Annotated in this window: 24 protein-coding genes; 13 read left to right on the forward strand and 11 right to left on the reverse strand. The window is 45.5% G+C overall.

The genetic code is table 11. From position 1 onward, the window contains the following. Window positions 1-87: 87 nt before the first annotated feature. Window positions 88-1,647 carry a bifunctional aminoglycoside phosphotransferase/ATP-binding protein gene (locus AACV78_RS25625; RefSeq protein ID WP_194010890.1) on the reverse strand — a complete coding sequence of 520 codons (1,560 nt, stop codon included), beginning with the start codon at window positions 1,645-1,647 and terminating at the stop codon, window positions 88-90. Window positions 1,648-1,838: 191 nt separating this feature from the next. Between AACV78_RS25625 and AACV78_RS25630 the strand changes: the two genes are divergently transcribed. Then, window positions 1,839-2,852 carry an adenosine kinase gene (locus AACV78_RS25630; protein WP_194010891.1) on the forward strand — a complete coding sequence of 338 codons (1,014 nt, stop codon included), beginning with the start codon at window positions 1,839-1,841 and terminating at the stop codon, window positions 2,850-2,852. Window positions 2,853-2,931: 79 nt separating this feature from the next. On the opposite strand, the gene AACV78_RS25635 is transcribed toward AACV78_RS25630, so the two are convergent. From AACV78_RS25635 to AACV78_RS25655, 5 genes are all read right to left on the reverse strand, one after another. Next, window positions 2,932-3,228, reverse strand: a complete 297-nt coding sequence (locus AACV78_RS25635; protein ID WP_194010893.1) for a hypothetical protein — start codon at window positions 3,226-3,228, stop codon at window positions 2,932-2,934. Further along, entirely contained in the window at window positions 3,228-3,638 is a 411-nt protein-coding gene (locus AACV78_RS25640; protein ID WP_194010894.1) for a hypothetical protein, read from the reverse strand. Before AACV78_RS25640 ends, AACV78_RS25635 begins: the two co-directional genes overlap by 1 nt. Window positions 3,639-3,657: 19 nt before the next feature. Continuing rightward, entirely contained in the window at window positions 3,658-3,960 is a 303-nt protein-coding gene (locus AACV78_RS25645; RefSeq protein WP_194010895.1) for a hypothetical protein, read from the reverse strand. Between the two features lie 451 nt (window positions 3,961-4,411). Further along, window positions 4,412-7,441, reverse strand: a complete 3,030-nt coding sequence (locus AACV78_RS25650) for a DUF4347 domain-containing protein (protein ID WP_194010896.1) — start codon at window positions 7,439-7,441, stop codon at window positions 4,412-4,414. A 289-nt stretch (window positions 7,442-7,730) separates the two neighbouring features. After that, the gene (locus tag AACV78_RS25655; protein WP_194010897.1) at window positions 7,731-7,868 is read right to left on the reverse strand and encodes a hypothetical protein; all 138 of its coding nucleotides are present in this window, start codon (window positions 7,866-7,868) and stop codon (window positions 7,731-7,733) included. 283 nt (window positions 7,869-8,151) lie between these two features. On the opposite strand from AACV78_RS25655, the gene AACV78_RS25660 reads away from it, so the two are divergent. After that, window positions 8,152-8,409: a hypothetical protein gene (locus AACV78_RS25660; protein ID WP_194074346.1), complete on the forward strand. Its 258-nt coding sequence runs from the start codon at window positions 8,152-8,154 to the stop codon at window positions 8,407-8,409. A 271-nt stretch (window positions 8,410-8,680) separates the two neighbouring features. Here AACV78_RS25660 and AACV78_RS25665 read toward each other — a convergent pair whose 3' ends face one another. Then, a complete protein-coding gene (locus AACV78_RS25665; protein ID WP_194010898.1) occupies window positions 8,681-9,661 on the reverse strand; it encodes an ABC transporter ATP-binding protein in 981 nt (326 codons plus the stop codon). 38 nt (window positions 9,662-9,699) lie between these two features. Here AACV78_RS25665 and AACV78_RS25670 point away from each other — a divergent pair, with 38 nt between their 5' ends. Both AACV78_RS25670 and AACV78_RS25675 read left to right on the forward strand, forming a co-directional pair. Beyond that, entirely contained in the window at window positions 9,700-9,930 is a 231-nt protein-coding gene (locus tag AACV78_RS25670; protein ID WP_194010908.1) for a hypothetical protein, read from the forward strand. Between the two features lie 200 nt (window positions 9,931-10,130). Next, the gene (locus AACV78_RS25675; protein ID WP_194010899.1) at window positions 10,131-10,319 is read left to right on the forward strand and encodes a hypothetical protein; all 189 of its coding nucleotides are present in this window, start codon (window positions 10,131-10,133) and stop codon (window positions 10,317-10,319) included. A gap of 133 nt (window positions 10,320-10,452) precedes the next feature. Here AACV78_RS25675 and AACV78_RS25680 read toward each other — a convergent pair whose 3' ends face one another. Then, complete coding sequence (locus AACV78_RS25680) at window positions 10,453-11,382, reverse strand: phosphoribulokinase (protein WP_194010900.1); 930 nt, start codon at window positions 11,380-11,382, stop codon at window positions 10,453-10,455. 953 nt (window positions 11,383-12,335) lie between these two features. Then, window positions 12,336-13,967: a YcjF family protein gene (locus AACV78_RS25685; RefSeq protein ID WP_194010901.1), complete on the reverse strand. Its 1,632-nt coding sequence runs from the start codon at window positions 13,965-13,967 to the stop codon at window positions 12,336-12,338. A 274-nt stretch (window positions 13,968-14,241) separates the two neighbouring features. Between AACV78_RS25685 and AACV78_RS25690 the strand changes: the two genes are divergently transcribed. The 5 genes from AACV78_RS25690 (at window position 14,242) to AACV78_RS25710 (ending at window position 18,928) form a co-directional block, all read left to right on the forward strand. Next, complete coding sequence (locus tag AACV78_RS25690) at window positions 14,242-14,874, forward strand: DUF416 family protein (RefSeq protein WP_194010902.1); 633 nt, start codon at window positions 14,242-14,244, stop codon at window positions 14,872-14,874. After that, window positions 14,871-15,083 (forward strand): hypothetical protein, encoded by a 213-nt coding sequence (locus tag AACV78_RS25695; RefSeq protein WP_228042454.1) that lies wholly within the window; start codon window positions 14,871-14,873, stop codon window positions 15,081-15,083. The genes AACV78_RS25690 and AACV78_RS25695 overlap by 4 nt, the downstream gene beginning before the upstream one ends. 136 nt (window positions 15,084-15,219) lie before the next feature. After that, entirely contained in the window at window positions 15,220-15,351 is a 132-nt protein-coding gene (locus AACV78_RS25700; protein ID WP_255512978.1) for a hypothetical protein, read from the forward strand. A gap of 366 nt (window positions 15,352-15,717) precedes the next feature. Next, window positions 15,718-17,538 (forward strand): sensor histidine kinase, encoded by a 1,821-nt coding sequence (locus AACV78_RS25705; protein ID WP_194010903.1) that lies wholly within the window; start codon window positions 15,718-15,720, stop codon window positions 17,536-17,538. An 859-nt stretch (window positions 17,539-18,397) separates the two neighbouring features. Continuing rightward, window positions 18,398-18,928, forward strand: a complete 531-nt coding sequence (locus tag AACV78_RS25710; RefSeq protein ID WP_194010904.1) for a DUF937 domain-containing protein — start codon at window positions 18,398-18,400, stop codon at window positions 18,926-18,928. A 58-nt stretch (window positions 18,929-18,986) separates the two neighbouring features. Here the strand turns inward: AACV78_RS25710 and ilvD are convergent, their stop codons facing one another. Next, on the reverse strand, window positions 18,987-20,672 hold the full coding sequence (ilvD, locus tag AACV78_RS25715) for a dihydroxy-acid dehydratase (protein WP_194010905.1): 1,686 nt from the start codon (window positions 20,670-20,672) through the stop codon (window positions 18,987-18,989). Window positions 20,673-21,180: 508 nt separating this feature from the next. On the opposite strand from ilvD, the gene AACV78_RS25720 reads away from it, so the two are divergent. Continuing rightward, complete coding sequence (locus tag AACV78_RS25720; protein WP_194010907.1) at window positions 21,181-22,023, forward strand: pentapeptide repeat-containing protein; 843 nt, start codon at window positions 21,181-21,183, stop codon at window positions 22,021-22,023. 185 nt (window positions 22,024-22,208) lie between these two features. Next, the gene (locus AACV78_RS25725; protein WP_194010906.1) at window positions 22,209-23,075 is read left to right on the forward strand and encodes a sulfite exporter TauE/SafE family protein; all 867 of its coding nucleotides are present in this window, start codon (window positions 22,209-22,211) and stop codon (window positions 23,073-23,075) included. A gap of 338 nt (window positions 23,076-23,413) precedes the next feature. On the opposite strand, the gene AACV78_RS25730 is transcribed toward AACV78_RS25725, so the two are convergent. Beyond that, a complete protein-coding gene (locus AACV78_RS25730) occupies window positions 23,414-24,256 on the reverse strand; it encodes a hypothetical protein (protein ID WP_228042455.1) in 843 nt (280 codons plus the stop codon). A 136-nt stretch (window positions 24,257-24,392) separates the two neighbouring features. On the opposite strand from AACV78_RS25730, the gene AACV78_RS25735 reads away from it, so the two are divergent. Continuing rightward, window positions 24,393-24,719 (forward strand): hypothetical protein, encoded by a 327-nt coding sequence (locus AACV78_RS25735; protein WP_194013122.1) that lies wholly within the window; start codon window positions 24,393-24,395, stop codon window positions 24,717-24,719. A 59-nt stretch (window positions 24,720-24,778) separates the two neighbouring features. Next, window positions 24,779-25,318 (forward strand): GIY-YIG nuclease family protein, encoded by a 540-nt coding sequence (locus AACV78_RS25740; protein ID WP_194013121.1) that lies wholly within the window; start codon window positions 24,779-24,781, stop codon window positions 25,316-25,318. The last annotated feature ends 137 nt before the right edge of the window (window positions 25,319-25,455 follow it).

Here is a 25,455-nt window from a genome sequence, read left to right on the forward strand (position 1 = left end):
TAGCTGCAAGTTGTGTTTGTAATAGTACAGAAAGATATTGACAATATTAGCAGATAGGTAAGATTGGCAAGGGCGATCGCACTGCAACTACTCCCCACAAATCAAGTTTAATTGTACCTCTAAGTCTTGCGCGGTATCTATAATGTTTACAGAAATTTGCTCAAATTCTGTAAAAGGTTCTGCTTCTGCTTGCTGCGAGATCAATAGTTCTGCTGTCGCGTCGGCAATATCGCCCCGGCGCTGTTGCAGCCGTTCTCGCAATACAGCAATTGGTGCGGTGCAGTAAATAATTTGCCAGGATAAGCCGTGGGATTGAGCCAGATTAATCGCATCGGTTCTCAAGTTTTGGCGATCGAACTTAGCATCTAAAATCACATCCCAACCTCGTTCGGCCAGAATTATCCCCAACTCTAACAATCTACCATAAGTCTGCGCCGTCATTTCATCCGAATACAAATCTTGCCCGCCGCGTTCATTTAAAGGAATTCCGCCTAAATGTTTGCGAACAGCATCGGAACGAATCTGAATTGCACCTGTGCGGCGAGCCAAATATCGAGCCACCGTACTCTTCCCAGAACCCGACAAACCAGACATCAAAGTTAACTTTCCCCGGCGCAGTTTTGTGTATTCCCAAGCCTGTTTATAGTAATGAGCGGCTGTCTGTGAAATCTCGGCTTTTTGGGCAGTTGAAACCGAGGCATCGTCCAACATTAACGAAGTGACTTTTGCTCTGACATAAGCTTGACGGCTTAAATACAGCGGCAGCACTTGCAGTCCTTCCCAATCGCCTGTTTGTTCGATATAAGTATTGAGAAAAACATTGCCTAAATCTCTGCGCCCCCGCGATTCCAAATCCATCACCGTAAAAGCGACATCGTACATCACATCAACAAAGCGAAAAGGCTCGTTAAATTCAATGCAGTCGAATAGCAATATTTTATCTTGCCACAATGTTATATTCCGCAAGTGCAAATCTCCGTGACACTCGCGAATTTTATTGTTGGCAATTCGGCGCTCGAATAATTCTGGATTTTCCGCAAAAAACGCATCAGTATAATCTTTAGTCTCTTGATATTGAGTCTGAGTCTGCGGCCCGCCGATATATTTTTGGGAAATCAGATAGTTGTTATCTATTGCTGTGCGAATCTGACTGACTTCGCCAAATGTGCGAATGTAGCTATTAGTAATTGCCGTGCTGTGAAACTTGGCAACTTCCCGCCCTAACTCTACCATAAGTTGTTCGCTCAACTGTCCGCGCTCCAACAAACTGAGAAACAGCGACTCTTGAGGAAATTCCCGCATTTTCAGCGCGTATTCTACAGCCAATTCTGCCGGATTTATCTCCGCTGAATCGCTCACAAATTCAAACAAATCGCCCCTTTGAACAATTGACAAAACTTCCAGATAAATTTCCGGTGCTGTGCGCCGGTTCATCAGCAATTCTTGGGTGCAAAAATGCTGCCTTTTCTCTAAAGTGGAATAGTCCATAAAGCCAAAGTTGACTGGCTTTTTGATTTTGTAAGTATAATCTCCGGTTAGCAAAACAAAGGAAGCATGAGTCTGAATTAGCTGCACCGGTTCTGTGACACTGTGCGGGTAAAACCCCGGCTGCAACATTTGCTGAATCAGAGGTGGGAGGTAAGACATATCGATTTTAAATTTTAGATTTTAGATTGTGGATTTTAGATATTAGATTTTAGATTGTGGATTAGAAATTTGTGATTTGTGGATTGTGGGTTTAGTTTTTTGGATTTATGATTTTTAATTTTGAATTTTGGATGTTGACTTTTATCCGATTTATTATAGAGTTGATAGTTAGTGTAAACCAAAAAGTAACAATGACAGAAAATAATCAAAATTCCGGTTCTGTGGATGTGTTTGGCGTGGGCAATGCCCTTGTAGACATCTTAGCATTGGTGGAAGATGAATTTGTCCTCAAGCACGGGCTGAATCGCGGCGGGATGACGCTGATGGATTCGGCAACGCAGGGGGGGATTTTGCACGATTTGGAGCAGGTTTCGCTGCAAATGCGATCGGGGGGTTCTGCGGCAAATACGATGATTGGTTTGGCTCAGAGCGGCGGTAAAGGCTATTATTCTGGGAAGGTTGCTAAGGATACTAACGGCGAATTTTACCGGCAAGATTTACTGGAGGCGGGGATTGATTTTAATGTGCATCCTGCTGAGTCTAACGGGCCGACGGGTACTTGTGTCGTGTTGACTACGCCTGATGCGGAACGCACTCTGTGTACGAATTTGGGGGTTTCTACTACTCTGGCGGCGACTGATATTGATGTCGATCGCCTGTCTCACTGCAAGTACAGTTATGTTGAGGGCTATCTTTGGGATGCTCCAGAACCGAGAAAGGCTAGTATTGAGACGATGGAACAGTCTAAGCGTCTGGGCGTGAAGGTGGCTTTTACTTTTTCGGATGGCTTTTTGGTCGATCGATTTGCTGATGATTTTCACAAGGTGGTTTCGGAATATTGCGATGTGATTTTTTGCAATGCTGACGAGGTTCGGAGCTTTTTTAAGGAGGAATCTTTAGAAGAATGCGCCCGGAAGATGAGCGAGATTTCGGATTTGGCTTTGATCACAAATGGGGATAAGGGCTGCATGGTGGTGGAGAACAAACAGATTGTGGATGTGGCTGGATTTCCCGTAAAGGCGATCGATACTGTGGGTGCTGGTGATGCTTTTGCCGGCGGTGTTTTGTTTGGACTTACTAATGGTTTAAGTTCTGCAAAAGCGGCTCGTTGGGGCAATTATTTGGCTTCTATGGTGGTGCAGATTCACGGGCCCCGTCTTGAAGGGTCTCAGGCTCATTTGCTGAATCAGGTGATTTCTGGTTAGGAATTGAAAGGGGCGATCGCGCTTTTTGTCGTAAAGGGCGATCGCACTTTTTTGAACCACAGACGAGCGCTGGTTTTTGTCAATTTTGCAGAATGTATTGACTGATAATATTTTTGAGTTCTTGAGGAGCTTCTTTGGCAATCGCCGCTCCTAAATCTGGACGCACAACCCACCACCAAACCAGTTGTTCTAAACGATCGGGAGGATTTTCATTAGGACACAATTCGATCGTACTTTCATTGACACCAATAATGTTAGCACAAAGGTCATTAGCAATGCTAACGCGATCGTCTAGTTTTTCAAACTGTACGATGTCTTGCCAGCTAATTTCATTGGGAATAGAATTGAGGATTGATTGAATATCTAGAGTCAGCATTAAACTGTTCCTCCGAAAGCTATAATAACTCTAATGCCAAAGTCTTGTTGTTCTGCAAAAGATTGAGTGCTGAGCCACCCTCTCACGGTTAGAGTATCCGTACCTGTGAGTTCAGGTTGGAGGGAGTTGTAGAAATTGGTAATTTCCTGATGAATTGACCCCGTACCGTGTTCGAGTCGCACAAGATTGCCTGTATTGTGTATTGCTTCTGCCCCGAATCTCTGTAAATTTGATGCTGTTTGCCCAACTATATGATGCCACGCTAACCCCGCTCCTGCCACCCAGATCGTTCTTTTAAATTCACCAAAAGTTTGAAAGCCTTGTCCGGGTGTTATGGGTGAGATGACAGTCCTTGATGCTAGTTCTCTAGCTAGTCGCCTCGCTATTTCTCGTCGAGTTTCGTCTGTCATTTATGCGAGTTAGCTTTCACTACTTTGACTTAATTTTACGATCGTTTATCACGCTTAAATCCCGATCGGCATATTCCGAAAAGTCACCCAAATTATGTACTTCACCTTTAGCTGCTTGTGCGACGCCGCACTTAACGGCGGCTAATGCTTGGGGGTTTTGCCACAACCACTGTTCGCGATCGGGTATGTTGGTTATTGGGTCTAATAGAATTTGTCCGGCTTCGTTGACGAGAACGCGATATTCTGTTGATTTGGGTTCGAGGTTTAAACTTAGGTGTCCTTGGGTATCTGTGCTGATTAAGTTTTTCAGAGTCCAAAACATATTTTTCAGCTATTATAAAGTTTGGTAAAACTCGGTTGGTTGAGTTTTACTTAATTATAACAAATTAGATGTTGTTTGTCTGTGCTGATTTTAAGGGCGAGCGCACTTTTTGTCGTTAAGGGCGATCGCCCTTTTTAGCAACTGCAGATAAACGGAATGGATGGGGAGGGATAAAAACGCGATTTATCTGTATTATGACTTACGAATAGGGCTCAGAAACCGGGTTTTTGCGAAAACAATTCGCCGAAGCCCAAAGATTCGGTAAAAACCCGGTTTCTTAGTCGGATCGCACAAGTCCTGCAATACTTATTCTTATGTTGGCTAGTTGTTGAATAGACATCATACCGTTATGGGTTCGACCACCAATTACCCATGTAGGATAGCTAGAAACCCCAGCCCTGGCTGCCGAACCCAATTGCACAGATGCCTCGATCCAGTCCGTGCGATCGCCCTAGGCTTTGAAGAAAACGCTAGCATTCAGGGCATCTCGAGCTACCCCAGAGACTATACCCAAATAATTATCACCCGCTTTGATAGCCGTAGAAGCCACAGGTGCTGCGCCGTCAAGCTGCAAATTCACACGCTCAAAAGTCAGAGCAGAAAATGTGAGTCCTTCGCTCAAACCAATTGAATCTCCAGGGCGGAAGTCCGCAATCACATCTGTTTGATTAATCCGAGTAGAATCTTCATCTACAGCCAAGAAGAAAGCATCATTTCCATCACCGCCTGTGAGAATGTCTTGGCCGCGATCGCCTATGAGTATATCGTTGCCCGCACCGCCATTGAGAGTATCATTTCCCTTACCGCCCCGCATAACATCATTGCCATCTCCTCCTATTAGGCTGTCATTGTCGTTATTGCCGCTGAGAAAGTCGTTACCAGCACCGCCATCAATGCTATCGGAGCCTTTTCCGCCCAACAAAATGTCGTTGCCACCCAGTCCGTTAAGTGTATCAGCACCTTGATTACCACTGAAGATTTCATCGTTATTCGTACCTGTTAAAGAGTCATTGCCGGATAGGGCTACGATTGCTTTACCGATCGCCTCTGGCGGTATAACAGTATCAGCATTGTCTGTGAAGAAGTAAAATCCAGGCCCGCTAAGATTTTGTGGCAGTCCCGTCGGTTCGCCGCCGTCTGTGGCATTGGGTTTGGGTGAAAAGATAGATACTAACGGTGCAGGAGTTGGGGTTGGAGTTGGAGTTGTTGGAGTCGGAGTTGTTGGAGTCGGAGTCGGAGTCGGAGTTGTTGGAGTTGGAGTTGGAGTCGGAGTTGTTGGAGTTATTGGAATTGGAGTCGGAGTCGGAGTTGTTGGAGTCGGAGTCGGAGTGGTTGGAGTCGGAGTCGGAGTTGTTGGAGTCGGAGTTGTTGGAGTCGGAGTGGTTGGAGTCGGAGTGGTTGGAGTCGGAGTTGTTGGAGTCGGAGTGGTTGGAGTCGGAGTTGTTGGAGTCGGAGTGGTTGGAGTCGGAGTTGTTGGAGTCGGAGTGGTTGGAGTCGGAGTGGTTGGAGTCGGAGTGGTTGGAGTCGGAGTTGTTGGAGTCGGAGTGGTTGGAGTCGGAGTTGTTGGAGTCGGAGTGGTTGGAGTCGGAGTGGTTGGAGTCGGAGTGGTTGGAGTCGGAGTGGTTGGAGTCGGAGTGGTTGGAGTCGGAGTGGTTGGAGTCGGAGTTGTTGGAGTCGGAGTTGTTGGAGTCGGAGTTGTTGGAGTTGCAGCTACAGCGATGTCAACTTTCGCATTATTGTTCGTAATATCAGGGTCATTGCGATCGGCAGAAGCGATCGCGACTGTGTTACTAATAGTTTGCCCACCACTACCAGGATTGACTGTAGCTTTGAGAGTTAACGAGGTAGTACCATTAACCGCTAACTTGCCCACATCCCAAACACCTGTTACAGGATCGTAAGTGCCTTGGGTTTGAGTGTTGCTTGTAAGACTGAGAGTTGTAGGTAACAAACTTGTCAACTTGATATTGGCAGCATCATTACCTAATCCCACATTTTTTGCACTGACAGTGTAGGTAATGACATCCCCTTCTTTGGGTGCAGGATTGTCCACCGTCAGAGTTACACCCAAGTCAGCATTTAATTTCCAACCTATATCTTCCAGTACGCCAAGTGTAAGAGGCCCAGGGTCATGGATAGCAACTCCCAAACCTCGAACGTTTGTCATCAACGAATTAGTGCCATCTCCATAGGTGGCTTCGTCTAGGTGAGCGATGCTTGCACCGTCGTTAAAAATGTTAGGTGCGTAAACTTTAAGTTTGCTGCTGCCATTTGCTGCAACAGATTTCGGGCCATTGAAGAACAGGTTATTGCTGATTAGCTGGTTTCCTAGTGCGACAGAAGGCACGGGAAACAGCGCTGTGTCAGTAATTTTTTGACCTGAACTATTCTCGATAAATCTGTCATAGATTCTGGGATAGTTACTGGTACTAGACAAACTGCCCTGTTGATTGCCTGTATTGTACACAAAAGAGTCAGCAAATCCCATTCCGTGAGCAATTTCATGGAGGAGCGTGCTAACCAAATCCGTTTGATTAGCACCGGGATTTGCATCGGTTCCAAAGTACCAAGAAATTCCCGGCGAACTAGCGCTGGGATTGTTGTTAACACTGACGGTAATATCAGGGGCACTTCCATTTAAATCCGTGCCGGCTAATTGGTTGGCTAACGCCATTCGATAAGTAGTATTTGTTAACGGTGCGCCCGTAAAGTTTGCTGTGCTAGAGCCTCCTCCTTTTGCCAAAAAACCAGTTACAGTTTCCCAAGTTGCGTTAATTACTACGTCTACTTTTGAGGTGTCAATTACTCGATTCCAGATATTAACTGCGTAATCAAACGCATTTTTAGCTTCTGGAGGAAAGAGTGTATCGTAAGTGACTTTAATCGCCAAAATTCCTTGGTAAGCCTCTTGCACCTGTGGCCCAAACGCCAAAGATGCCTCCATCGCCCCAGTTGTATATCCCAATTCCCAATCGCCGCCTTTATTAGCACTACCCGTCAGACTCGTAGAAGCTGCCACATTAGCCCCTGTTAGCTGACTCAACCGCTGTGCGAAAGCAGCACCCAAATCTCCCTTTGCTACGTTGCAGCCATACAGAAGAATCTCAGCATTACTTGCCAGCCCTTTTGCCCATTCCTTTACCCACATCACAAAGTCGCAATTTCGGGAGGGGGAAAGAGACACTACACCCCGGTTTTCTTCGTTTATGATATTGGTTGGAGTGGAAGCGCTCAATGTATCCAAAGTCAACACCGTATTGCCGAGTTGCAGAGAACCGACAGCGCCGTGGGATACAACGTGAACTGCCCAGAAGTTACCGCCCCGCAGTTTTTGAGCAATTTGTTCTACCCCGTTGCAGTTAGAATCCAGCAAGATTACTTCTGTTCCAGCGGTAACGCCGTCAACTAGAGTTTTCCAGTCTGGGACAGCAGTATCGATAAATGCGATCGCTTTCTGAGTTTCAGAGATTTTGTGTGACATGATCTACCTTTAGCTATTTGGAAAATGGGAAATTATGGACTTGCAACTTTGTCAGTTGCTTTAATTGAGCTTAAGATTGTTTAAATTAAACTCAGTAATTTTGCAGCAAGAAAGCTTGCTCGAAGAGGTTTTTTTTTTGAATCTAACTATTACTTGCGTGAACATAGCGACTCTAAATCAGTTTGGCAAAAGCATCATACTTTTTGAAGTCAGGAGAATTTAAAAGTTGATATTTGAAGAAAATCTCCACCAATCGTTTAACTGAAGCAAAACTCTTAGAGCAGTAAAATCAACGCCTAATAAAGTTTTTAACTTGTAGCCCAATTCCGTCAACAGGATTTCTCGCTATACCTAATCTTTGATGGTTTTGAGGATCGGTGCTGCTCAAACTTCCGTCAATCGTCTGCCCTAAGCTAATATTCGCCATAATCCCATCTCCTCAAAAATATAGTTGCGTAAAATCCAGCAAAGCCCGCCTAGCAAGCTTTCCTAAATATCTATCAGGGCTTTCCTCTGCTTTTTATGCAGATCGCCTTGTTTTGTTACAAAACTTTACATTGCTGCCAAGAGCAGATAAGCTGTATGCCCGATCGCCCAACCGATGCACCGTCACCAGATGCACCGTCCAACCTAGCTGACAGCCAGAGAAATCATTTCACAATCCTCGACAATCCTTAATCTGTACAGCCCACAGCCAAGCTTATAATTATATGAGCATTCCCCTCAAACCAAAATCGAAATGGCAAGAGATCGAGGATATTCAGCCATTAATCAGAGCGCATTTTCATGCCTCCAAAGCAGAAAAATTAGATACGGCAAATGCAATTATTTGTGAAGTATATGAGTATTTGCGGCAGTGGAATTGTGCAGAGTTGGTGTGTGCAAATCTACAGTTGCCATTGTTAACAGAGGTAAAAAACATTAGCCTTTCAGGGGCGGGCAAGATGCCCACCCCACAAGAAAATTAAACTCTTGTGGAACGGGCCGAAGAGCCCGTTTTCTTAGTCTCGCGTTGCGCGGACTTTGTTTGTGTAAACCTGGTTTCAACCGCCGGGGTTTTTAGATGTGCCGTGGAACGGGCCGAAGAGCCCGTTTATATAGTCTCGCGTTGCGCGGACATCGTTTGTATAGACGCGGTTTCAACCGCCGGGTTTCTTGGTTTCAACCGCGGGGTTTCAACCGCCCATTTTCCACCGTGGGGTTTCAACTACCGATTTTCAACCGCCGATATTATCAACTTCAACTGCTCGAATAAATTCCTCTTTCTTGCAGTTGCTGCATAAAAAACTCTTCCAAAGAAGGCTTAGCCAAATTCATCCCAATTAGCTGCCCTCCCGTCGCGCTCAGACTAGAAATAAACTCCTTCGGTTCGCCCTGCAAATGACCGTACCACAAATCACGATCTACCTCCATATCCGGTATCCATTTTTGCAGGATATTCAAGTGGCCGCCCCTACCTTCAACCCGGTAAGTTTTAGTATTTCCCAGAAGTTCGTCGATCGCACCAATGCAGATTAACTCACCGCGAGCCAAAATTGCCACCCGATCGCAAATCTTCTCCACATCCGACAGTACGTGCGAATTAAAAAAAATCGTTTTTCCTTGATTTTTTAGCGATAAAATTATCTCCCGCATCTGATAGCGCCCCATCGGATCTAAACCAGACATCGGCTCATCCAAAAATACCACATCTGGATTGTTAATCAAAGCTTGAGCCATGCCGATCCGTTGCAGCATTCCCTTAGAATACTGGCGCAACTGTTTTTTGATTGCCGCCGATTGAGATAGCCCAACTAAGTCTAACAAATGCGGAATTCGCTGCCGCTGAATCGAGCGGGGAATTTCAAACAAGCCCGCCGCAAACTGCAAGAATTCCCAGCCCGTGAGATAATCGTAAAAGTAGGGATTTTCTGGCAAATAACCGACTCGCCGCTTCACGTTGCGATCGCCCAAAGGCCTCCCCAACAGCAGCCCCCTGCCAGAAGTCGGCCGCACTATCCCCAGCAAAGCCTTCAGCAGCGTAGTTTTCCCCGCTCCATTCTGCCCTAACAACCCGAAAGTTTCCCCCTCAGAGACAGTCAGAGTGCAACTTTTGAGCGATTCTATTTTTTCGTTCATCCAGAAGCCGGTACGGTAGAACTTCCCCAGATTAAATATTTCCACCACTGGGGTAGCTCCGGGCATCTCGGTGGAAGTTGGCGCATCTATAAGAGGTTCCATTTTCGTCATCTAAATAAGCAGTATCTGATTATATTCTATTGCATAACAGAGAGTCATTAGTCATCACGAAGAAGGAAGTTCGGCAACGGATTCGCTCCACGGATGTAACGGATGTAACGGATGTAAAGGATAGAAGGAAGAAGGAAGTTCGGCAACGGATTCGCTCCACGGATGTAACGGATGTAACGGATAGAAGGAAGAAGGAAGAAGGAAGTTCGGCAACGGATTCGCTCCACGGATGTAACGGATGTAACGGATGTAAAGGATAGAAGGAAGAAGGAAGAAGGCAGAAGGAAGAAGGCAGAAGGAATGAAGAAGGAAGAAGGAAGAAGGCAGAAGGCAGAAGGCAGAAAAAGATACACACAACAAGTTTTTTAATAGCCCGTATTCTATATTGAATTAGGTGGATTTACTGAATTGCTCTTTTTAATGTTAAACTAATATTACCTGCCATTGATTTTTACTGAATATGGAACGTTCAAAAATTATTGCTATTATCACCGGCGTGATTTCTATAGTCTTAGCAGTTGCCTACCTGCTACTCGTTACCGCCCTAGACTTCCGAGGCGAAATGTTACCCGCACCTCAAAGTCAATTGCCATTGTCAATGCAGCTTCAGCAATTAGCGAATTTTAAGCTGAATTTGTTAGTACATTAGTCATTAGTCATTAGTTAGTTGGCAGTAGTTAGTTGGCAGTAGTTAGCGGTAATTGGCAATTCGGAATTAGAGCCAACAGCAAAAAAATAACAAACAACAAATAACAAATAACAACCAACCAACCACCCACTAACTAATACAAATGGATTGCTTTCATCATGTGATATGAAACTAGCAACTGCGTCAAAGCTAGGGGGTAACTTTGCAGAAATTCGCCAGTTGTCCCGATTAGTTTGCCAATTTCCGGGTTGCCTTGGGCGCTGCAAAAACCCCGCAGGTGCGGCATTTCGTTGCACAAAATCTTTTCCAGTTCGTTTACTTGTTCGTTAGTAGCGTGGGAGTCTACTTCCAACACGTCAACCGGTTTGCCCATATCGCGATCGAGTCCCAAACGAATGGCAGGTTTAAAGCTATCGCTACCTTGAGCTAAAATTTCAGTAAAATCCGGGTGAGGAATTGTCGGTCTCAGCACTAAGCGGACGTTCAAATTTACTGCGTTGTCCTCTTCGGGTAGGTAAAAACTAACTACAACATCGGCAAACTTGCGCTGGGGACGAATAAAATCTTCCGAATCATTTTCCCGCTTTTTCATTTCTGCAAGCACCTGTTCTTCGGTATAACCGCGCTTCATAGTATCGCGCTTAACTTTCCACTGAGTTCGCAACTCTTCTGGGGGAGCGAGATACACTTTTACATCGTAAGCATCGCGGATTGCACGAGTTGAGTAACCCAGCAAACCTTCAACTATTACAAATTTGCTGGGCTTGATGTATTCGGGCGGATCGAATGTACCTGAGTCGTGGTTGTAAATAGGTTTGAGAATTGCTTGTCCGGTTCGCAGCAGGCCCAGGTGCTGCTGCATGATGTCTAGGTAATTGCAGTCGGGATGCAGTGCTGTGATCCCAATTTCGGCCCGCTGCTTTCTGTCGTACTTATGATAGTCGTCCGTGCAAATTATCGTGACATTTTCTGGCCCCAATACTTGGGCAATTCCCCGCGTCAGGGTGGTTTTTCCCGCTGCGCTGTCTCCGACAATACCGAGAATGATTGGTCGATCGCTCATTGTTTTTACCCCGACGGACAATAGCCAATTTTTGGTGAGTATTAAATCTTATCAAAATTATGTTCGATCCGATCGCTAATTGCACAGTTTGACTTGAGTCGCCCCGAATTCTCCCCAACGTGTTAAATTATTGTAAAATTTCTTAATAAAATGCGGCACCGGAGACTCCCAGAACATCTGATTAAAAAATCACGCTGATTTCTCAATCTCCCGCGAGGTCGATCGCACTTTTGAATCCGGCTACAGTCAAAAATTAAGGAAAATTACCGCTGTCAACTGTCCCCCTCGTCTTTGAGTGCAGTACAAATTGCAGCAGCCGTCAGACTGGTGGGTGCTTTTTAGTTTTAAAACTGGTCGCTAGCAGTGCATCAACTTGCCGATAAATCTACGCGGAGGGCGATCGAATTTTCCCGAAATATCAAGTTTTAACCAAAGCTTTCCCCGTGCCTAAAAAATTAGGATAAATTTCAATTGACGGTGTACTCCCGCCCTCAAAAATTTATTATTTTTGCTCTTTTTGACCTGCTGCAATAAAATATTTTCGCGAACAAACCAGATTTCGACGCACCAGGGCATAAATTCTAAATTCAAACAAATATTAAGTTGAATTAATACTGCATTATAGAGCGGACTCGCATTCCGCACGCGCGATCGAATTCTGTCGCGTGGTGGGGGCGGGTTGATGTAGATTGTTTGTCTGAATCAAAGATTGTTAGTGAACCCGCCCCTGCAGGATTTACGTTTTATATCAAATCCGGTAGCATCGGAATGATTCATACCAATTTCATAAAGTAACGCTAGATATTACCCCCCCAACCCCCCCGCGATTTCGGGGGGGCTAAGAGTTCATCTATAGCACATCTTTAGAAAAACGGTATCAGATATATATTCTCTCCCTCTGTGTACTCTGTGCTCTCTGTGGTTAAATAATTCCAATGCAAGCGGAAACGATATTACCAGTCATCTTGGCGCTTGTTGCTGTTGATTTCCCAATCATCGCCTTGCTGCTTGTACAATAGTTCTGGTTCCACTTCTGCTGGCATTTCTAATTCGGGTTCCGATTCTTGTTGCTGATAAATATTGAGAGGTTCGACAACGCGAGCGATCGCATCTTTGACAAATGCTTTGACAAACTCGTCTTTCCGATTTAACTGAAACTGCCTTTGCACAACTTCGGCGATGCCGCCGTCGCCCCAATCTTGGTCGTGGCGGAAATATTCAATAAAACTTTTACCGGCAATTCTGGTTAAATAAGCGGCGCTGACTGCTTGAATTGCTTTGCCGAGCACAAATCCGGCTACGCTTAACTGCAGCGCCCTTGACACTACTTGAATTACGCCTTCAACTATGCCCAAACTTGCTAGGGTTTTTGCTAAAGACAATGCCAATTCTTTGGCGCGATCGATATTTAATTCGCAGCCGTAAATCTTGGCAATTTCTACTACCATTTGAGCGTTAACTGCTGCTGTCGCCAACAAATCCACAACCGGCAAAGGCGTGACGGCAATTACTCCGGCTCCGATCCACTGAAATCGCTCTACTACTTTATCAGCGGCGCGCCGTCTTTGAGCGTCAATTAACTTGCGCGCTTGGTCTCCCAAGTGCTGAGATTGCAACAAAATATTGTCGGCAATTAAGTCTTCGCCTTCGGCTCGCAAAATTGCTGCGATGCGCCGAATTAATGGCATCATATCTGGGTCTGGTTGAAATATTGTGCCGCTTTCTAGTACAACTTTTTGCGGGTTGGCGCTAATTGCAACTACATCCATTGCTGATACAAAACCTTTGACTCGCTGTCGCAGCCGATCGAGAATTTCGTCTCTGTCGCTGTCGGGATAAAGGTCAACTTTATTAAAAACCACGATCGACCTTTTGCCAATTTCTGCCAAAGTCCGCAGCGGTTCGTACTCAGATTGGCGCAAATCGCCGTCCAAAACAAATAAGATCAAATCTGCCCGGGCCGCCAACTGACGTGCCAATTCCTCTCTGTAAGTCCCCGCTACTCCCGCTTCCAAGATGCCTGGGGTATCAGTAATTGCTAATTCGCGATCGATTCCTTTCAATGAAAGAGTGTAAGTTTCTCCAACTTCGGTAGTTCCCATCGGCGCGCCCACCTCTCCCGCCATCCGTCCCACCAACGCATTGACAGCCGAAGTTTTGCCTGCAGAACCGGTGCCGAAAACCACGATCCGAACATTGCCGCGGGCCATGTTAGCTTCAATTTCGCGGGCTCTCAACAGCAAAGCTTGCCGCGCTACTTCATCTTGAATGCGATCGACTTGCTGCCTAATTGCTTGAAGATTTTCCGAAGCAGCCTCACTTTTGACAACAGGAACCTTCGGATTAATCGCCCGTTTCCCCTTAACTTTTCCCGGCCGTTGCAGCAGCTTAAAATAATAAAACAGCGCAAAAATTAGCGTTCCCAAAAGTATAATTATTAGGAAAATCAGCAAATTAGCCAGCAACGGAGAAGCAGACAGCGCAACTTGACTGTAAAGCCCTGTCAAGGAACTTATCAGGCCAATAATCAGCCCCAGGGTGAGGCAGAAAGCAGCAATTAAGGTTAACAGGCGCGGCAAAGGCATGAGGGGGCGGCAAATAAAAGGGTTATACTTTGATTCTTACATTTTCATGAGAATTCGGAAGTGATAAGCTATTTGGCATTTAGATTGAACCTCGATCGCGGGTTCTCCTGCCGGATTGATTCAGGGTGGGGTTGGATTGGGGGACAACCCTAAACTTTCTCGAAGGTAAGTTTTACTTTTTGGTAATTAAGTAAAAAGCCTTAGAGTTGCAAAAAATGCCGAAGCGCTTGCAGTGCCGTTTAACCAAAAATCACGCAACTAATCCACAAATTCCATGAATTTAAACTTTCACGATTTTAATACCTTGCAAAAAGAACTGGAAGAACTTCCTCCCTTTCACAGGATAGCGTTTGCCGCTTCTTGTTGCGAGAGGCTGCTTCCCAACTACAGCGCTTTTGCCAGAGAGGAAGGCTGGGGTGATTTTACTATACTGAGAACTGCGCTGGATGAAGTTTGGCAAATACTCCAAGGTAAGCCACTGAATGTGACGGAAATTAGTCAATTAATAAAGAATTGTATAGATGCTGTTCCAGACGCAGATGACGTTTCTCAATCATCCTACTGTCCTGAGGCACAGCACGCCGCCAGCGCAATCGGCATTACCCTCGAGCTTTGTCTCGAGCCAACCCCACAGGACGCTATTGCGGTAGCGCGAGCTGTAAAAGAAACCCTTTTTGAGTTTCTCGATAGGATAGAGGAATCGAAAGACCCTAAAGGTTGGCAAGAAAAGCCGTATGCAGAACTAACCAAAGAAATTGACAACCACCCATTTTCGGTTCGAGAAATGGCGAAACAAAGAGAAGATTTGCAGCGCTTGAAAGAAGTCGAGACGCTAGATAGAGAATTTTTAGAGTGGCTCCGTACCTCCTCTCACAACAATGGAAAAAGCTTAATTGATTTGTCATGAGAAAGCAAACAAGCATTGCGACAGACGCAACTGCCCAATCCGAAAACGCTGCCCTTGGCAAAGAATCTGCAAACCTTGATTGGTTCCGCTATCAGCTTGGCGTTTGGGCATCCCAAAACCTGCGCGACTTTCCCTGGCGGCGCACGAGCGAGCCTTACGCCATTTTTATTGCTGAATTTCTACCTCCTCCCCGCGCCACCAGAGTTTAAGTAAACAGTAGCTTACAAATTAAATGCGCGACAGCTTACGAGTTAAAAAAAAGAATGCAACTGTAGGCAAGCCGCAAACCCCGATAGTCATCAGTCATTCCCAATCTAAAACCTAAAATCTCAAATCTAAAATGGTATGACGAAGCGTTCGATCGTACTGCGCGAGCCCGCAAATCCCGATTCTGCTTGTCCGGGGAGTGGGGGAGATTTGCGGGGTTTGAGTGCCAGCGGGACAGACAAGTGCGATCCTCTTCGAGGGCTTCGCTAACGCCCTCTTGCTGCAATTGTAGCTTGCACGATAACTTAGCTACAGCTTATCACCTGCTTGAACCGCAGACTGGTTTATTTGCATCTACCTACTTATTTATACGGTAATTTATTCGATCGGCAGTTTAGCAATACTTTTTTATTAACAAACAAATCTGACATTAAGTACACAGAAACCAGGTTTTTTAACGCCAGTGCCTCCTGGAAGCTCCGAAAGCGGAAACGAGAAACCGGGTTTATTAGGCAGGCTAAGAGCGTCTTTATTCACAAAAACTTTATATTAAGTATCGATGAGGTACTCTCTAAACATCCGCGAGTTAAGTTAGACTTAATTATCAGTGCGTGAATTATTCACAGGTTCGCATCTATGCAGCTCAAACATCACAAACAGGTTTCACAAGAACTTCCTACATCTTTCCAGTATAAAATCAAACAGAGCCACCTACTAAAGCTTAATTATTTTGCTCAAATAGCCCGCTCCTTCGGAAACCTCAGTATTAGCGACAAAATCAGCCGCGGCTACGCATTGGCTCTTTGTGTTGCGATTGGGGGCACGACTATCGGGATGCTGGCGGGGAATCATTACTATCGCAGAACTAACAATCAACTACACATCGATCGAGAAAGTCAGCTTTTAAATAAGTTGCAGGTGGCTTTGCTGCGGACGCAAAACAGCCAACAGCGATTGATTGACGGGATAGAACAGCCCGAAAGTTTTGACAGCAAATACCAACAGCTACAAAAGAATATCTACAGTTTGAAGTTGTCGCTATCTGAAGTTACAAGTCAGAAAGAGATGGAACAGGCAGCAGGTTTACAGGGTTTTATCAAAAAATATAATTCGCTGCTGTCAAATTACATTCAACAGCTAGAAACCGTTAACGCTCAAATCAGTAAACTGCCCAAATCTCCAGATCAAAAAAGTGTTAGACGCAAGTTGCTGTTGAATTTCGATCGAGATAAACTTGGGTTGAAATTAGAGAGGGCGACTAATGATTTAGGAGCAATTATCGATCGCGCCCAAGAGCAAGAAAATGCAGCACGGGAAGCCCTGCTGCGAGCGCAGACACTGCGAGTGCAAATAATTTTTGGTAGCATGGCACTGTCGATCGTAATTGCAGCACTGCTGGCGAGCTTTACCAGTAGGGCGATCGCCAAACCCCTCGCCGCTGTCACCAAAATAGCGCAGCGAGTCACCGAAGAATCTAATTTTCAGTTGCAAGTACCAGTTACCAGCACCGATGAAGTGGGAGTATTAGCAGCTTCGTTCAACCAACTGATTCAGAAAGTAAATCACCTGCTAGTAGAATTGAAATCCGAGCAAGAAATTCAGATACTTCAAAACGAGAAAATGGCAACTTTGGGGCGGATGCTGGCCGGTGTTGCACACGAAGTTAACAACCCAATCAATTTTATCTATGCCAACATCGATCCGGCAAAAACTTACGTTGAAGACCTTTTAGATTTGCTCAAAACTTACGAAACAGAAATACCCAACCCGCCTGCTGCAGTCACCGCCAAAGCAGAAGCCATAGACATCGATTTTCTTCAAGAAGATTTGATGAAAATATTTAACTCAATGCAAGTGGGTGCGGAAAGAGCCAAAGCCATTATCTTGAGTTTGAAAGATTTTTCTCGCCTCGACGATGCAGCGCCTCAGCCAGTCGATTTGCACGCCTGCATAGATAGCAGTTTGCTGATTCTCAACAGCCGAGTCAAACAGGGCGTTGAAGTGGTGCGAAATTACGGGGATATTCCCAAAATTGAAGGCTACATGGGTTTACTTTACCAGGTGTTTGTCAACCTGATCGGCAATGCACTAGATGCTGTAGAAGAAAAAGCAAAAGTTGAAAGAATTAGCTATGAAGAGGCGAATAAAAAATTTGGTTCGGAGTCGAAAAAATCAGAAAAATCTAGTTTTTCACCGAAAATTTTAATCACTACAGAATACTTGGACGACGACTCAGTGGTAGTGCGAATTTCCGATAACGGTACGGGGATACCTGCGGCCAGTCAAGAAAGAATGTTTGAAACGTTCTTTACAACTAAACCGAGGGGTGTAGGTACTGGTTTGGGATTGGCAATCGGCCGCGAAATTATTGTCAATAAACACGGCGGGACGATTAACTGTTGGTCGGAGATGGGAACGGGGACGGAATTTGCGATCGCCCTGCCAATTAAACATTAGCAGTCAGTAGTCAGTAGTCAGTAGTCAGTAGTCAGTAGTCAGTAGTCAGTAGTCAGTAGTCAGTAGTCAGTAGTCAGTAGTCAGTAGTCAGTAGTTGTTAGTTGTTATTAGTTATTGGTTATTGGTTATTGGTTATTGGTTACTTGCTACGACTTCCCAATCCCTCCGCAACGCTAGATCCCAATTCTCAATTCCCAATAACAACTAACAGTCAACAGTTAACAGTCAACAGTTAACAGTCAACAGTTAACAGTCAACAGTTAACAGTCATTAGTCATTATTTATGGCAGCCGTAAATCAGCAGTAAAATCGATTTAGACTCGAATATTTTTAGTATAAGCATCTTGCTTGCGTAGAAATTTTCAAATGATTTAATATTGCTATAGCAATCCTAAATTATTTGAAAATTTCTTACTTCCTCCCCGAACCCGCGGGGAGGGTTGGGGGAGGAAGTAAGAAAATTACGACTCCTGCAAGAATTGCTATAGAACCCATTTGACATCTTTGAGTTTTTGGGTTGGGTGACGAGAAATATAGAGAGAAACTGGTTTCTGAGATTTACGCAAGGGGCGAGAAACCGGGTATTCTTGGAGTTTTTGGGTTGGGTGACGAGAAATATAGATAGAAACCCGGTTTCTGAGATTTAGAATAGATATCAAATGGGTTCTATAGCAGTCATTAGTTATTGGGAATTGGGTTAAGCTGTCAATAATTGCCTAAAACCAACAATTTAGTCAAGCCGTCTCGGTTGAATATTATAAGTAATTACCCGAACTTGATATAAGTTCTGTAATGGGGAATTTGGCAATTGGCGATCGGTTAATCTAGAGTGGAACAAATACAGCAAGGAGCGAAAATTATGGGACTATTTGACCAAATTTTGAACGCGATCGACAATCCCAACCAACAAGCAAGTTCCAATCAGTTGGGCAACATTATCGGTGCGGTAGAGCAGTTGAGCGGCAACCAGGGCGTGGATGCGGGTACGACTCAGCTAGCGATGTCGGTTTTGGGCGGATACGTGCGATCGGCATTGCAAGACGTGCGATCGCAATCTGGAGAAGCACAAGCTCAACAACTTGTCAACCAATTTAGCGGCACAAATCCTAATCCGCAAGCAGTACAGAGTTTGTTTGGAGCCGGTCAACTAACGCAAATAATCGCCGATATCGCCCAAAGAACCGGTTTAAATAACACAACAGTGCAAGCAATGATACCTGTTTTAGTGCCGATCCTGCTGAATTTGCTGCAAACCGGCGGCAACGCTCAAAATTCAGCCCAAGGCCAAAATCCCGTATTGAATACGTTTTTAGATGCCGATGGAGACGGCGACGTAGATATTACTGATGCCATGTCGATGGCTAGCCGCTTTTTGAATCAGCGCAGTTAATTTAGGATTTTTGTAACCGCAGATATCTGCCTTCATCTGCGGTTACAAAAACTCCAAATTAACCCAAACCCAAATCAGTCACAGCACCGAGACTGCTAGAAGAAACCAACTTAGCGTATTTAGCCAAAACGCCCTTAGTATAGCGAGGTTGAGGAGCTTGCCAAGCTGCTCGGCGCTGCTCTAATTCTGCATCAGCAACATTGAGCTGCAACAACCGATTCTTAGCATCTATCGTAATTGAATCGCCCTCTTTTACTAAAGCAATTGTGCCTCCAACTTGCGCCTCTGGTGCAACGTGACCGACAACCATGCCGTAAGTCCCGCCAGAGAAGCGGCCGTCAGTAATTAAACCCACAGAATCGCCCAAACCTGCGCCAATAATTGCCGAAGTTGGTGCTAACATTTCGCGCATTCCCGGCCCGCCTTTTGGCCCTTCGTAGCGGACTACAATCACGTCTCCGGCTTGAATTTTGCCGGCGAGAATTGCATCCAAACAATTTTCTTCGGATTCAAATACTCGCGCCGGGCCGGTGATTTGCGATTTTTTAATGCCTGTAATTTTAGCGACGGCTCCTTCTGTTGCCAGATTTCCCTTGAGAATTGCTAAATGTCCTTCGGCGTACATCGGGTTGTTCCAAGGGCGAATTACGTCTTGGTCGGTTCGAGGTTCGCTAGGAATATCTGCCAACACTTCAGCAACTGTTTTGCCGCTAATTGTTAGGGCATCGCCGTGGAGCAAACCCTGTTCTAGCAGCATTTTCATTACTAGAGGAATGCCGCCGGCTTTGTGCAAGTCGGTTGCTACATATTTGCCGCTTGGTTTGAGGTCGCACAGCACGGGCACTTTGGCTCGAATTGTTTCAAAATCGTCCAGGGAGAGTTCAACGCCGATCGCATTGGAAATGGCCAATAAATGCAGCACAGCGTTGGTTGAACCGCCGATCGCCATAATTACCGCGATCGCATTTTCAAAGGCCTTGCGTGTCAAAATTTGGCTCGGCAACAACTGTTGGCGAATCGCTTCCACCACAACTTTTGCCGATTCGGCAGCGCTGTCAGCTTTTTCGGCATCCTCAGCAGCCATTGTCGAAGAATAGGGCAAACTCATGCCCATCGCTTCAAAAGCGCTCGACATCGTATTTGCCGTGTACATTCCGCCGCAGGAACCGGCACCGGGACAAGCTTTTTGTTCCACTGCATTGAGTTCTGCTTCGTCAATTTTGCCGGCGCTGAATTGACCGACTGCTTCAAAAGCGCTGACAACGGTTAAATCTTTTCCGTTGTGGTGTCCGGGTTTGATGGTGCCGCCGTAAACAAAAATAGCAGGAATGTTCATCCGGGCGATCGCAATCATCGCCCCCGGCATATTCTTGTCGCAGCCGCCCACAGCCAGCACACCGTCCATACTTTGGCCGTTGCAAACCGTTTCTATCGAATCAGCAATCACGTCTCTCGACACCAGAGAATATTTCATCCCTTCAGTTCCCATCGAGATCCCGTCGCTGATCGTAATCGTACCGAACATCTGCGGCATCGCGCCGGCTTCTTTTGCGCTGGCAATAGCCCGCAAAGCCAGGTCGTTCAATCCCATATTGCAGGGCGTAATCGTGCTGTAGCCGTTGGCAATTCCCACAATGGGCTTAGTGAAATCGCCGTCGCCAAAACCGACAGCCCGCAGCATTGCTCGGTTGGGCGCGCGCTGTACGCCTCCAGTCACAGCTTGGCTTCTCAAATTTTCAGGCATTCTCAAACATCCTTTGTCAGTGGTGGGAAAAACAGTCAGCCGTCAGTTGTTCTCATACCAGTTTCCCAAAACAATATATATGTTGCAAAAGTCAATTTCACCCCCAACCCTCCCCTGATTAAGGGGGGAAACAAGAATAATCTTGCCCCCTCCCCGAACTCGCGGGGAGGGTTGGGGCGGGGTGTACTGTATTTTGCAAGAGTTCTAATGCAACTGCATACAAGTCCCAAACCTATATCCAGTCAGTCATTCGCATCTCTAATCGCCAATGGAAAATCAAAAATGGTATTGACTGCTGACTGCTGATATCTTTACCCTATTTTTGATTCTCTCAGAAGCGCTGACATTTGTGAGGCCATCTAGAATAGATTCGCACAGCAGTGCCAGGAAAGCAGAGTGCAAAGATTCTGCCGATACTGCACCGTGTGGCGTGAATACCGTGGTTATCTGGGATGATGTGGTAACACCCATCACTCTAACGTTTGAAAAAAATTGCGAGGCGAATGACATGGAGGCCGATCGAATTCTGAGGCAATATGCGGCCGGAGAAAGAATTTTTCGAGAGATTAACCTCGCCGGAGCCGACTTAAAAGGGGTAAACCTTAGCGAGGCTAATTTTACCAGAGCGAATTTCCAAGATGCAAATCTCAAGGGCGCTAACCTGACGGGAGCGAACTTGCGCGAGGTGAAATTGGCAGGGGTGGACATGACGGAAGCCAACCTCACCGAGGCAAATCTGATCGGTACCGATTTGAGCTGCGCCAATCTCAGCGGGGCAAACCTGATGGGAGCCAACCTGCGCGGCTCAATGGCGAAAGAAGTCAACATGACCAAGGCTAATTTGACTGAAGCTAATTTGACGGAAGCCAACTTTACCGAAGCGAATTTGTTTGCGGCCAACTTAACCGACGCTAGCATGATTCGCATTAATTTGATGAAGGCCAATTTGAGTTGGTCAACTCTCAAAGCGGTAAACCTGACAAATGCCATCCTCAGCGATGCGCTGTTAGAAAGAGCTAACTTAACTAAGGCAATTTTGAGCGGAGCAATGCTCAGCGGGGCTAACTTGACTGGTGCAGACTTGCGCGAAGTAACGATGGTTGGATGTAATCTGAGCAATGCTAATCTGAGCAATGCTAATTTGAGAGTTGCCAATGTGAGTTGGTCAACCCTGCGCGAGGCTAATTTGAGCGGTGCTAATTTGTACCGGGCGAAGCTGTGCTGGTCTAATTTTAGCGGGGCTGTTTTGGTGGAAGCGGTTTTGATTGATGCTAATCTGAATCGAACTAACTTACGCGATACAGATTTGAGGCGGGCAATTATGCCCGACGGCACAACTAATGATTCTTGAAATTTAACTGTTGACTGTTGACTGTTAACTGTTAACTGTTGACTGTTAACTGTTGACTGTTAACTGTTGACTGTTGACTGTTGACTACTGACTACTAACTACTAACTACTAACTACTGACCACTGACTACTGACTACTGACTAATAACTACTAACTACTGACCACTGACTACTGACTAATAACTAATGACTATTAGTGAATTATTGATTTTAGTTGCATCTGGACTTTTTGCCGGAATTTTAGCGGGTTTTTTGGGTATCGGTGGCGGTACGGTGCTGGTGCCTTTGTTGGTGGCTCTCAATTACGCCCCGGTGCAAGCGGTTGCTACTAGCGGTTTGTCGATCGCCATTACAGCTATTTCTGGCAGCATCCAGAATAGGCGCATGGGCTACCTCAGCATGAGCAAAGTCGCTGGCATCGGTCTTCCAGCCGTCATTACAGCACAAATCGGTGCTTATTGGGCGGGGATATTTCCGCCTTATTTATTGTTAGTTTCTTTTGGATTGTTATTGTGGTTAAATATTTATTTAATTGAGGTTCGCAAGCACATAACAGCGAATGGAAAAGGCGAAGGAAAAGGGGAAGACGATCCGATCGCGAAAGCGGCAACCAATCCCCAATCCCCAATCCCCAATTCCCAATTACCCAATAATTCAAATATTTTAAGCAATCCAGCTTTTGCTAAAATTGCTACCGGCAGTGCGGCAGGTTTATTAGCGGGTTTGTTCGGGGTAGGCGGTGGCGTGATTATGGTTCCCCTGCAAATTTTGCTGTTAGGAGAAAGCATTAAAACTGCCATTCAAACCAGCTTGGGTGTCATCGTCATCACTGCTATTTCGGCGACGGCGGGACACGCGGCGCGCGGGAATGTTTTGTGGGTTGTGGGGTTGATTCTGGGCGGCGGCGGTTTGTTGGGGGCGCAAATCAGTACGCGGTTTTTGCCGAGATTGCCCGATCGCATTATTAGTTTAGCTTTTCGATCGCTCTTGGCAATTCTATCGATTTATGTTTTCTGGCAAGCTTGGCAAATATTTAGTCATGGTAATGACTGAGGAGTGTTGACTGTTGACTGTTGACTGTTAGTTGTTAGTTGTTATTGGGAATTGAGAATTGGGAATTGAGAATTGGGAATTGAGAATTAGAAATGGGGAATTCGTAGCAAGTAACCAATAACCAATAACCAATAACCAATAACCAATAACCAATAACCAATAACCAATAACCAATAACCAATAACCAATAACCAATAACCAATAACCAATAACCAATAACCAATAACCAATAACCAATAACCAATAACCAATAACCAATAACCAATAACTAATAACTACTGACTACTGACTACTGACTACTGATTACTGACTACTGACTAATGACTAATGACTGCTGACTACTGACTGAGTTTCTTGACGGCGCGAGTCAGACGCTGCAAATAAGGCTTGACAATTTCTTGATTTTGTCGCTGCAACTCGGAAACTTGCTCGTGCAAATGCTTAATCTCGGTTTGCATTGCCCCTGCGTCTATTGTCGGTCGATCGAGCAAATGCTGCAATTGCTTCAGAGAATCTTGGATTTCATTCAATTCTACATCGCTCGATCGCTCCTGCAACTGAGCTGTAATAGTTCTCACCTCAGTTAACTTTTCGTCCATCAATAAAAATCGGACGTTGACATTTTGCCAATCATCCTCTCTGAGGGCGCTATTTTCCAAGATGCGGAGTTTTTCTCGCAAATCCGACAGGATGGTGTAGAGCTCCTGAGAATCAGCAGGTAGCGCCTGCGCTCGTTCCAGGGATGCTACGGCTGCTTGCAAGTCGCTGATAGCACTCGATTCCAAACTGAGGATTTTTTGTTTCAAGTCGGATACTGCCGTGTAAAGTTCTGCTGGTTCTCCAGGTAGCAACTGAACTTGCTGCGATCGACCTGCTGCTGCAGCCTGTACCTCCGCGAGGGCCGAATTTGCCTTTTGTTGCATTTGTTGCTCAAAACGCTGGCGATTGGCTATATTCAGCGATATCGCTGCGGTTAAGGGGGCTGCCGCGTAGAGAATTTGGCCCGACAATCCCGCAGCAATCGTGCCAATCGCTGAACCGGCAATAGAGGCGTATTCTGCCAATTCTAGCCAATCCGGCTGGTTTGGGAAAATTCTAAAAGCTGGGAGTGATGCGTTTTCGATTTTCTGCATAGACTTGTAGTCGTTGTCTGGTAGACGATTCGTTTTCGATACGGACATGATAAAAGCGATCGGCAAATAAATCCGGGCTATTTCTTAAAAATTCGAGACTGTGATATTTTAACTGACCTTCTGCCGATCGCCGCTTTCGGGTAAAATTCAGAATGCGCCGGTGTCTGTCAGGAGTATATAGAAAATGGGTCTCAAGATTATTGAAAGCTACGATAACAGTTTTGTCCTCGAACCGGATGCTAAAGCTCTACTGTTCGGTTTGTTGACTGGTGAAAGCTTTCTCCAACAAATAGCGCTGCAATTACAGTGTTCGCGCCTTGAGTTTGCGGAGTTACTTTTTCAGCCAGTGCCCTACAGCAGCGACACGCCGAAGGGAATGCCTGCGGAATTTGAACAGTATCACCAATCGAGGGATTTTGCGATCGTCAACGTCCCGCCCAATTTCATGTTTCAAGCCAAAATATTTAAACCCAGCCGCCTCTGTGCAGTTTATCGCGTTTTTAAGAGTTAGGTAAAGGTCGGTTAATTTGTGGTTTAATCTAAAATCTAAAATCTAAAATCTAAAATCGGATGACAGAAGACATTCAGCCTCTCGCTAGCTTAGAATTCATTCCATACATTGACTCCGAGGGAAAATTGCCCGATTTTGTCCAGGGAAAAATTGGCGTTTATGCGATTTTTGACAGCGATAAAATTCTGCAATTTGTCGGCTATTCTCGCGATACTTACCTCAGCCTGAAACAGCATTTGGTACGCCAAACCGAATATTGCTACTGGCTGAAAGTCCAAATTATCGATCGACCAAACCGCACTATACTCGAAAACATCCGATCGAGTTGGATTGCTGAAAACGGCTCGCAGCCGGAGGGTAACGGTGCCGGTGCAGCCAAGTGGAACGATCCCATCGACACCAAAACTGTGATGACTGCCCAAGAAGTGGCAAATTATGAAGGTATTGTTGCCGATGAACTTGCCAAAGATAAATTGTTAAAAAATGTAGCGCGCCGGGTGGAAAATGAAATTTTATCGCTGCTCAAAGCTCGCGGTGTAACTGAAGAAATCCGGTTTAATCCCAAGTTGAAAACTAGCGGATTGTTGGATTTAAAATAAGGGCGTTGCTGATTTTGGGTGCGTTGTCATGTTCTGTCTGCGATCGCAACAAAAAAGGTTCGTAGTGAGGAATTGATATCAATTCCGGTTGCATTCATACATGATGTTATACCAATTTCATAAAGTAGCGCTAGATA

The sequence above is a fragment of the Tychonema sp. LEGE 07196 genome (assembly GCF_963890365.1).
Taxonomy (GTDB): domain Bacteria; phylum Cyanobacteriota; class Cyanobacteriia; order Cyanobacteriales; family Microcoleaceae; genus Microcoleus.

Coding starts and splice junctions, on each gene's coding strand:
- AACV78_RS25655 (WP_194010897.1), bottom strand. CDS start 7,868: ATGGCGAATATTAGCTTAGGGCAGACGATTGACGGAAGTTTGAGCAGC.
- AACV78_RS25690 (WP_194010902.1), top strand. CDS start 14,242: ATGAATTTAAACTTTCACGATTTTAATACCTTGCAAAAAGAACTGGAA.
- AACV78_RS25645 (WP_194010895.1), bottom strand. CDS start 3,960: ATGTTTTGGACTCTGAAAAACTTAATCAGCACAGATACCCAAGGACAC.
- ilvD (WP_194010905.1), bottom strand. CDS start 20,672: ATGCCTGAAAATTTGAGAAGCCAAGCTGTGACTGGAGGCGTACAGCGC.
- AACV78_RS25680 (WP_194010900.1), bottom strand. CDS start 11,382: ATGAGCGATCGACCAATCATTCTCGGTATTGTCGGAGACAGCGCAGCG.
- AACV78_RS25740 (WP_194013121.1), top strand. CDS start 24,779: ATGACAGAAGACATTCAGCCTCTCGCTAGCTTAGAATTCATTCCATAC.
- AACV78_RS25640 (WP_194010894.1), bottom strand. CDS start 3,638: ATGACAGACGAAACTCGACGAGAAATAGCGAGGCGACTAGCTAGAGAA.
- AACV78_RS25705 (WP_194010903.1), top strand. CDS start 15,718: ATGCAGCTCAAACATCACAAACAGGTTTCACAAGAACTTCCTACATCT.
- AACV78_RS25660 (WP_194074346.1), top strand. CDS start 8,152: ATGAGCATTCCCCTCAAACCAAAATCGAAATGGCAAGAGATCGAGGAT.
- AACV78_RS25650 (WP_194010896.1), bottom strand. CDS start 7,441: ATGTCACACAAAATCTCTGAAACTCAGAAAGCGATCGCATTTATCGAT.
- AACV78_RS25675 (WP_194010899.1), top strand. CDS start 10,131: ATGGAACGTTCAAAAATTATTGCTATTATCACCGGCGTGATTTCTATA.
- AACV78_RS25685 (WP_194010901.1), bottom strand. CDS start 13,967: ATGCCTTTGCCGCGCCTGTTAACCTTAATTGCTGCTTTCTGCCTCACC.
- AACV78_RS25730 (WP_228042455.1), bottom strand. CDS start 24,256: ATGTCCGTATCGAAAACGAATCGTCTACCAGACAACGACTACAAGTCT.
- AACV78_RS25700 (WP_255512978.1), top strand. CDS start 15,220: ATGACGAAGCGTTCGATCGTACTGCGCGAGCCCGCAAATCCCGATTCT.
- AACV78_RS25725 (WP_194010906.1), top strand. CDS start 22,209: ATGACTATTAGTGAATTATTGATTTTAGTTGCATCTGGACTTTTTGCC.
- AACV78_RS25625 (WP_194010890.1), bottom strand. CDS start 1,647: ATGTCTTACCTCCCACCTCTGATTCAGCAAATGTTGCAGCCGGGGTTT.
- AACV78_RS25635 (WP_194010893.1), bottom strand. CDS start 3,228: ATGCTGACTCTAGATATTCAATCAATCCTCAATTCTATTCCCAATGAA.
- AACV78_RS25695 (WP_228042454.1), top strand. CDS start 14,871: ATGAGAAAGCAAACAAGCATTGCGACAGACGCAACTGCCCAATCCGAA.
- AACV78_RS25720 (WP_194010907.1), top strand. CDS start 21,181: ATGGAGGCCGATCGAATTCTGAGGCAATATGCGGCCGGAGAAAGAATT.
- AACV78_RS25630 (WP_194010891.1), top strand. CDS start 1,839: ATGACAGAAAATAATCAAAATTCCGGTTCTGTGGATGTGTTTGGCGTG.
- AACV78_RS25710 (WP_194010904.1), top strand. CDS start 18,398: ATGGGACTATTTGACCAAATTTTGAACGCGATCGACAATCCCAACCAA.
- AACV78_RS25735 (WP_194013122.1), top strand. CDS start 24,393: ATGGGTCTCAAGATTATTGAAAGCTACGATAACAGTTTTGTCCTCGAA.
- AACV78_RS25665 (WP_194010898.1), bottom strand. CDS start 9,661: ATGGAACCTCTTATAGATGCGCCAACTTCCACCGAGATGCCCGGAGCT.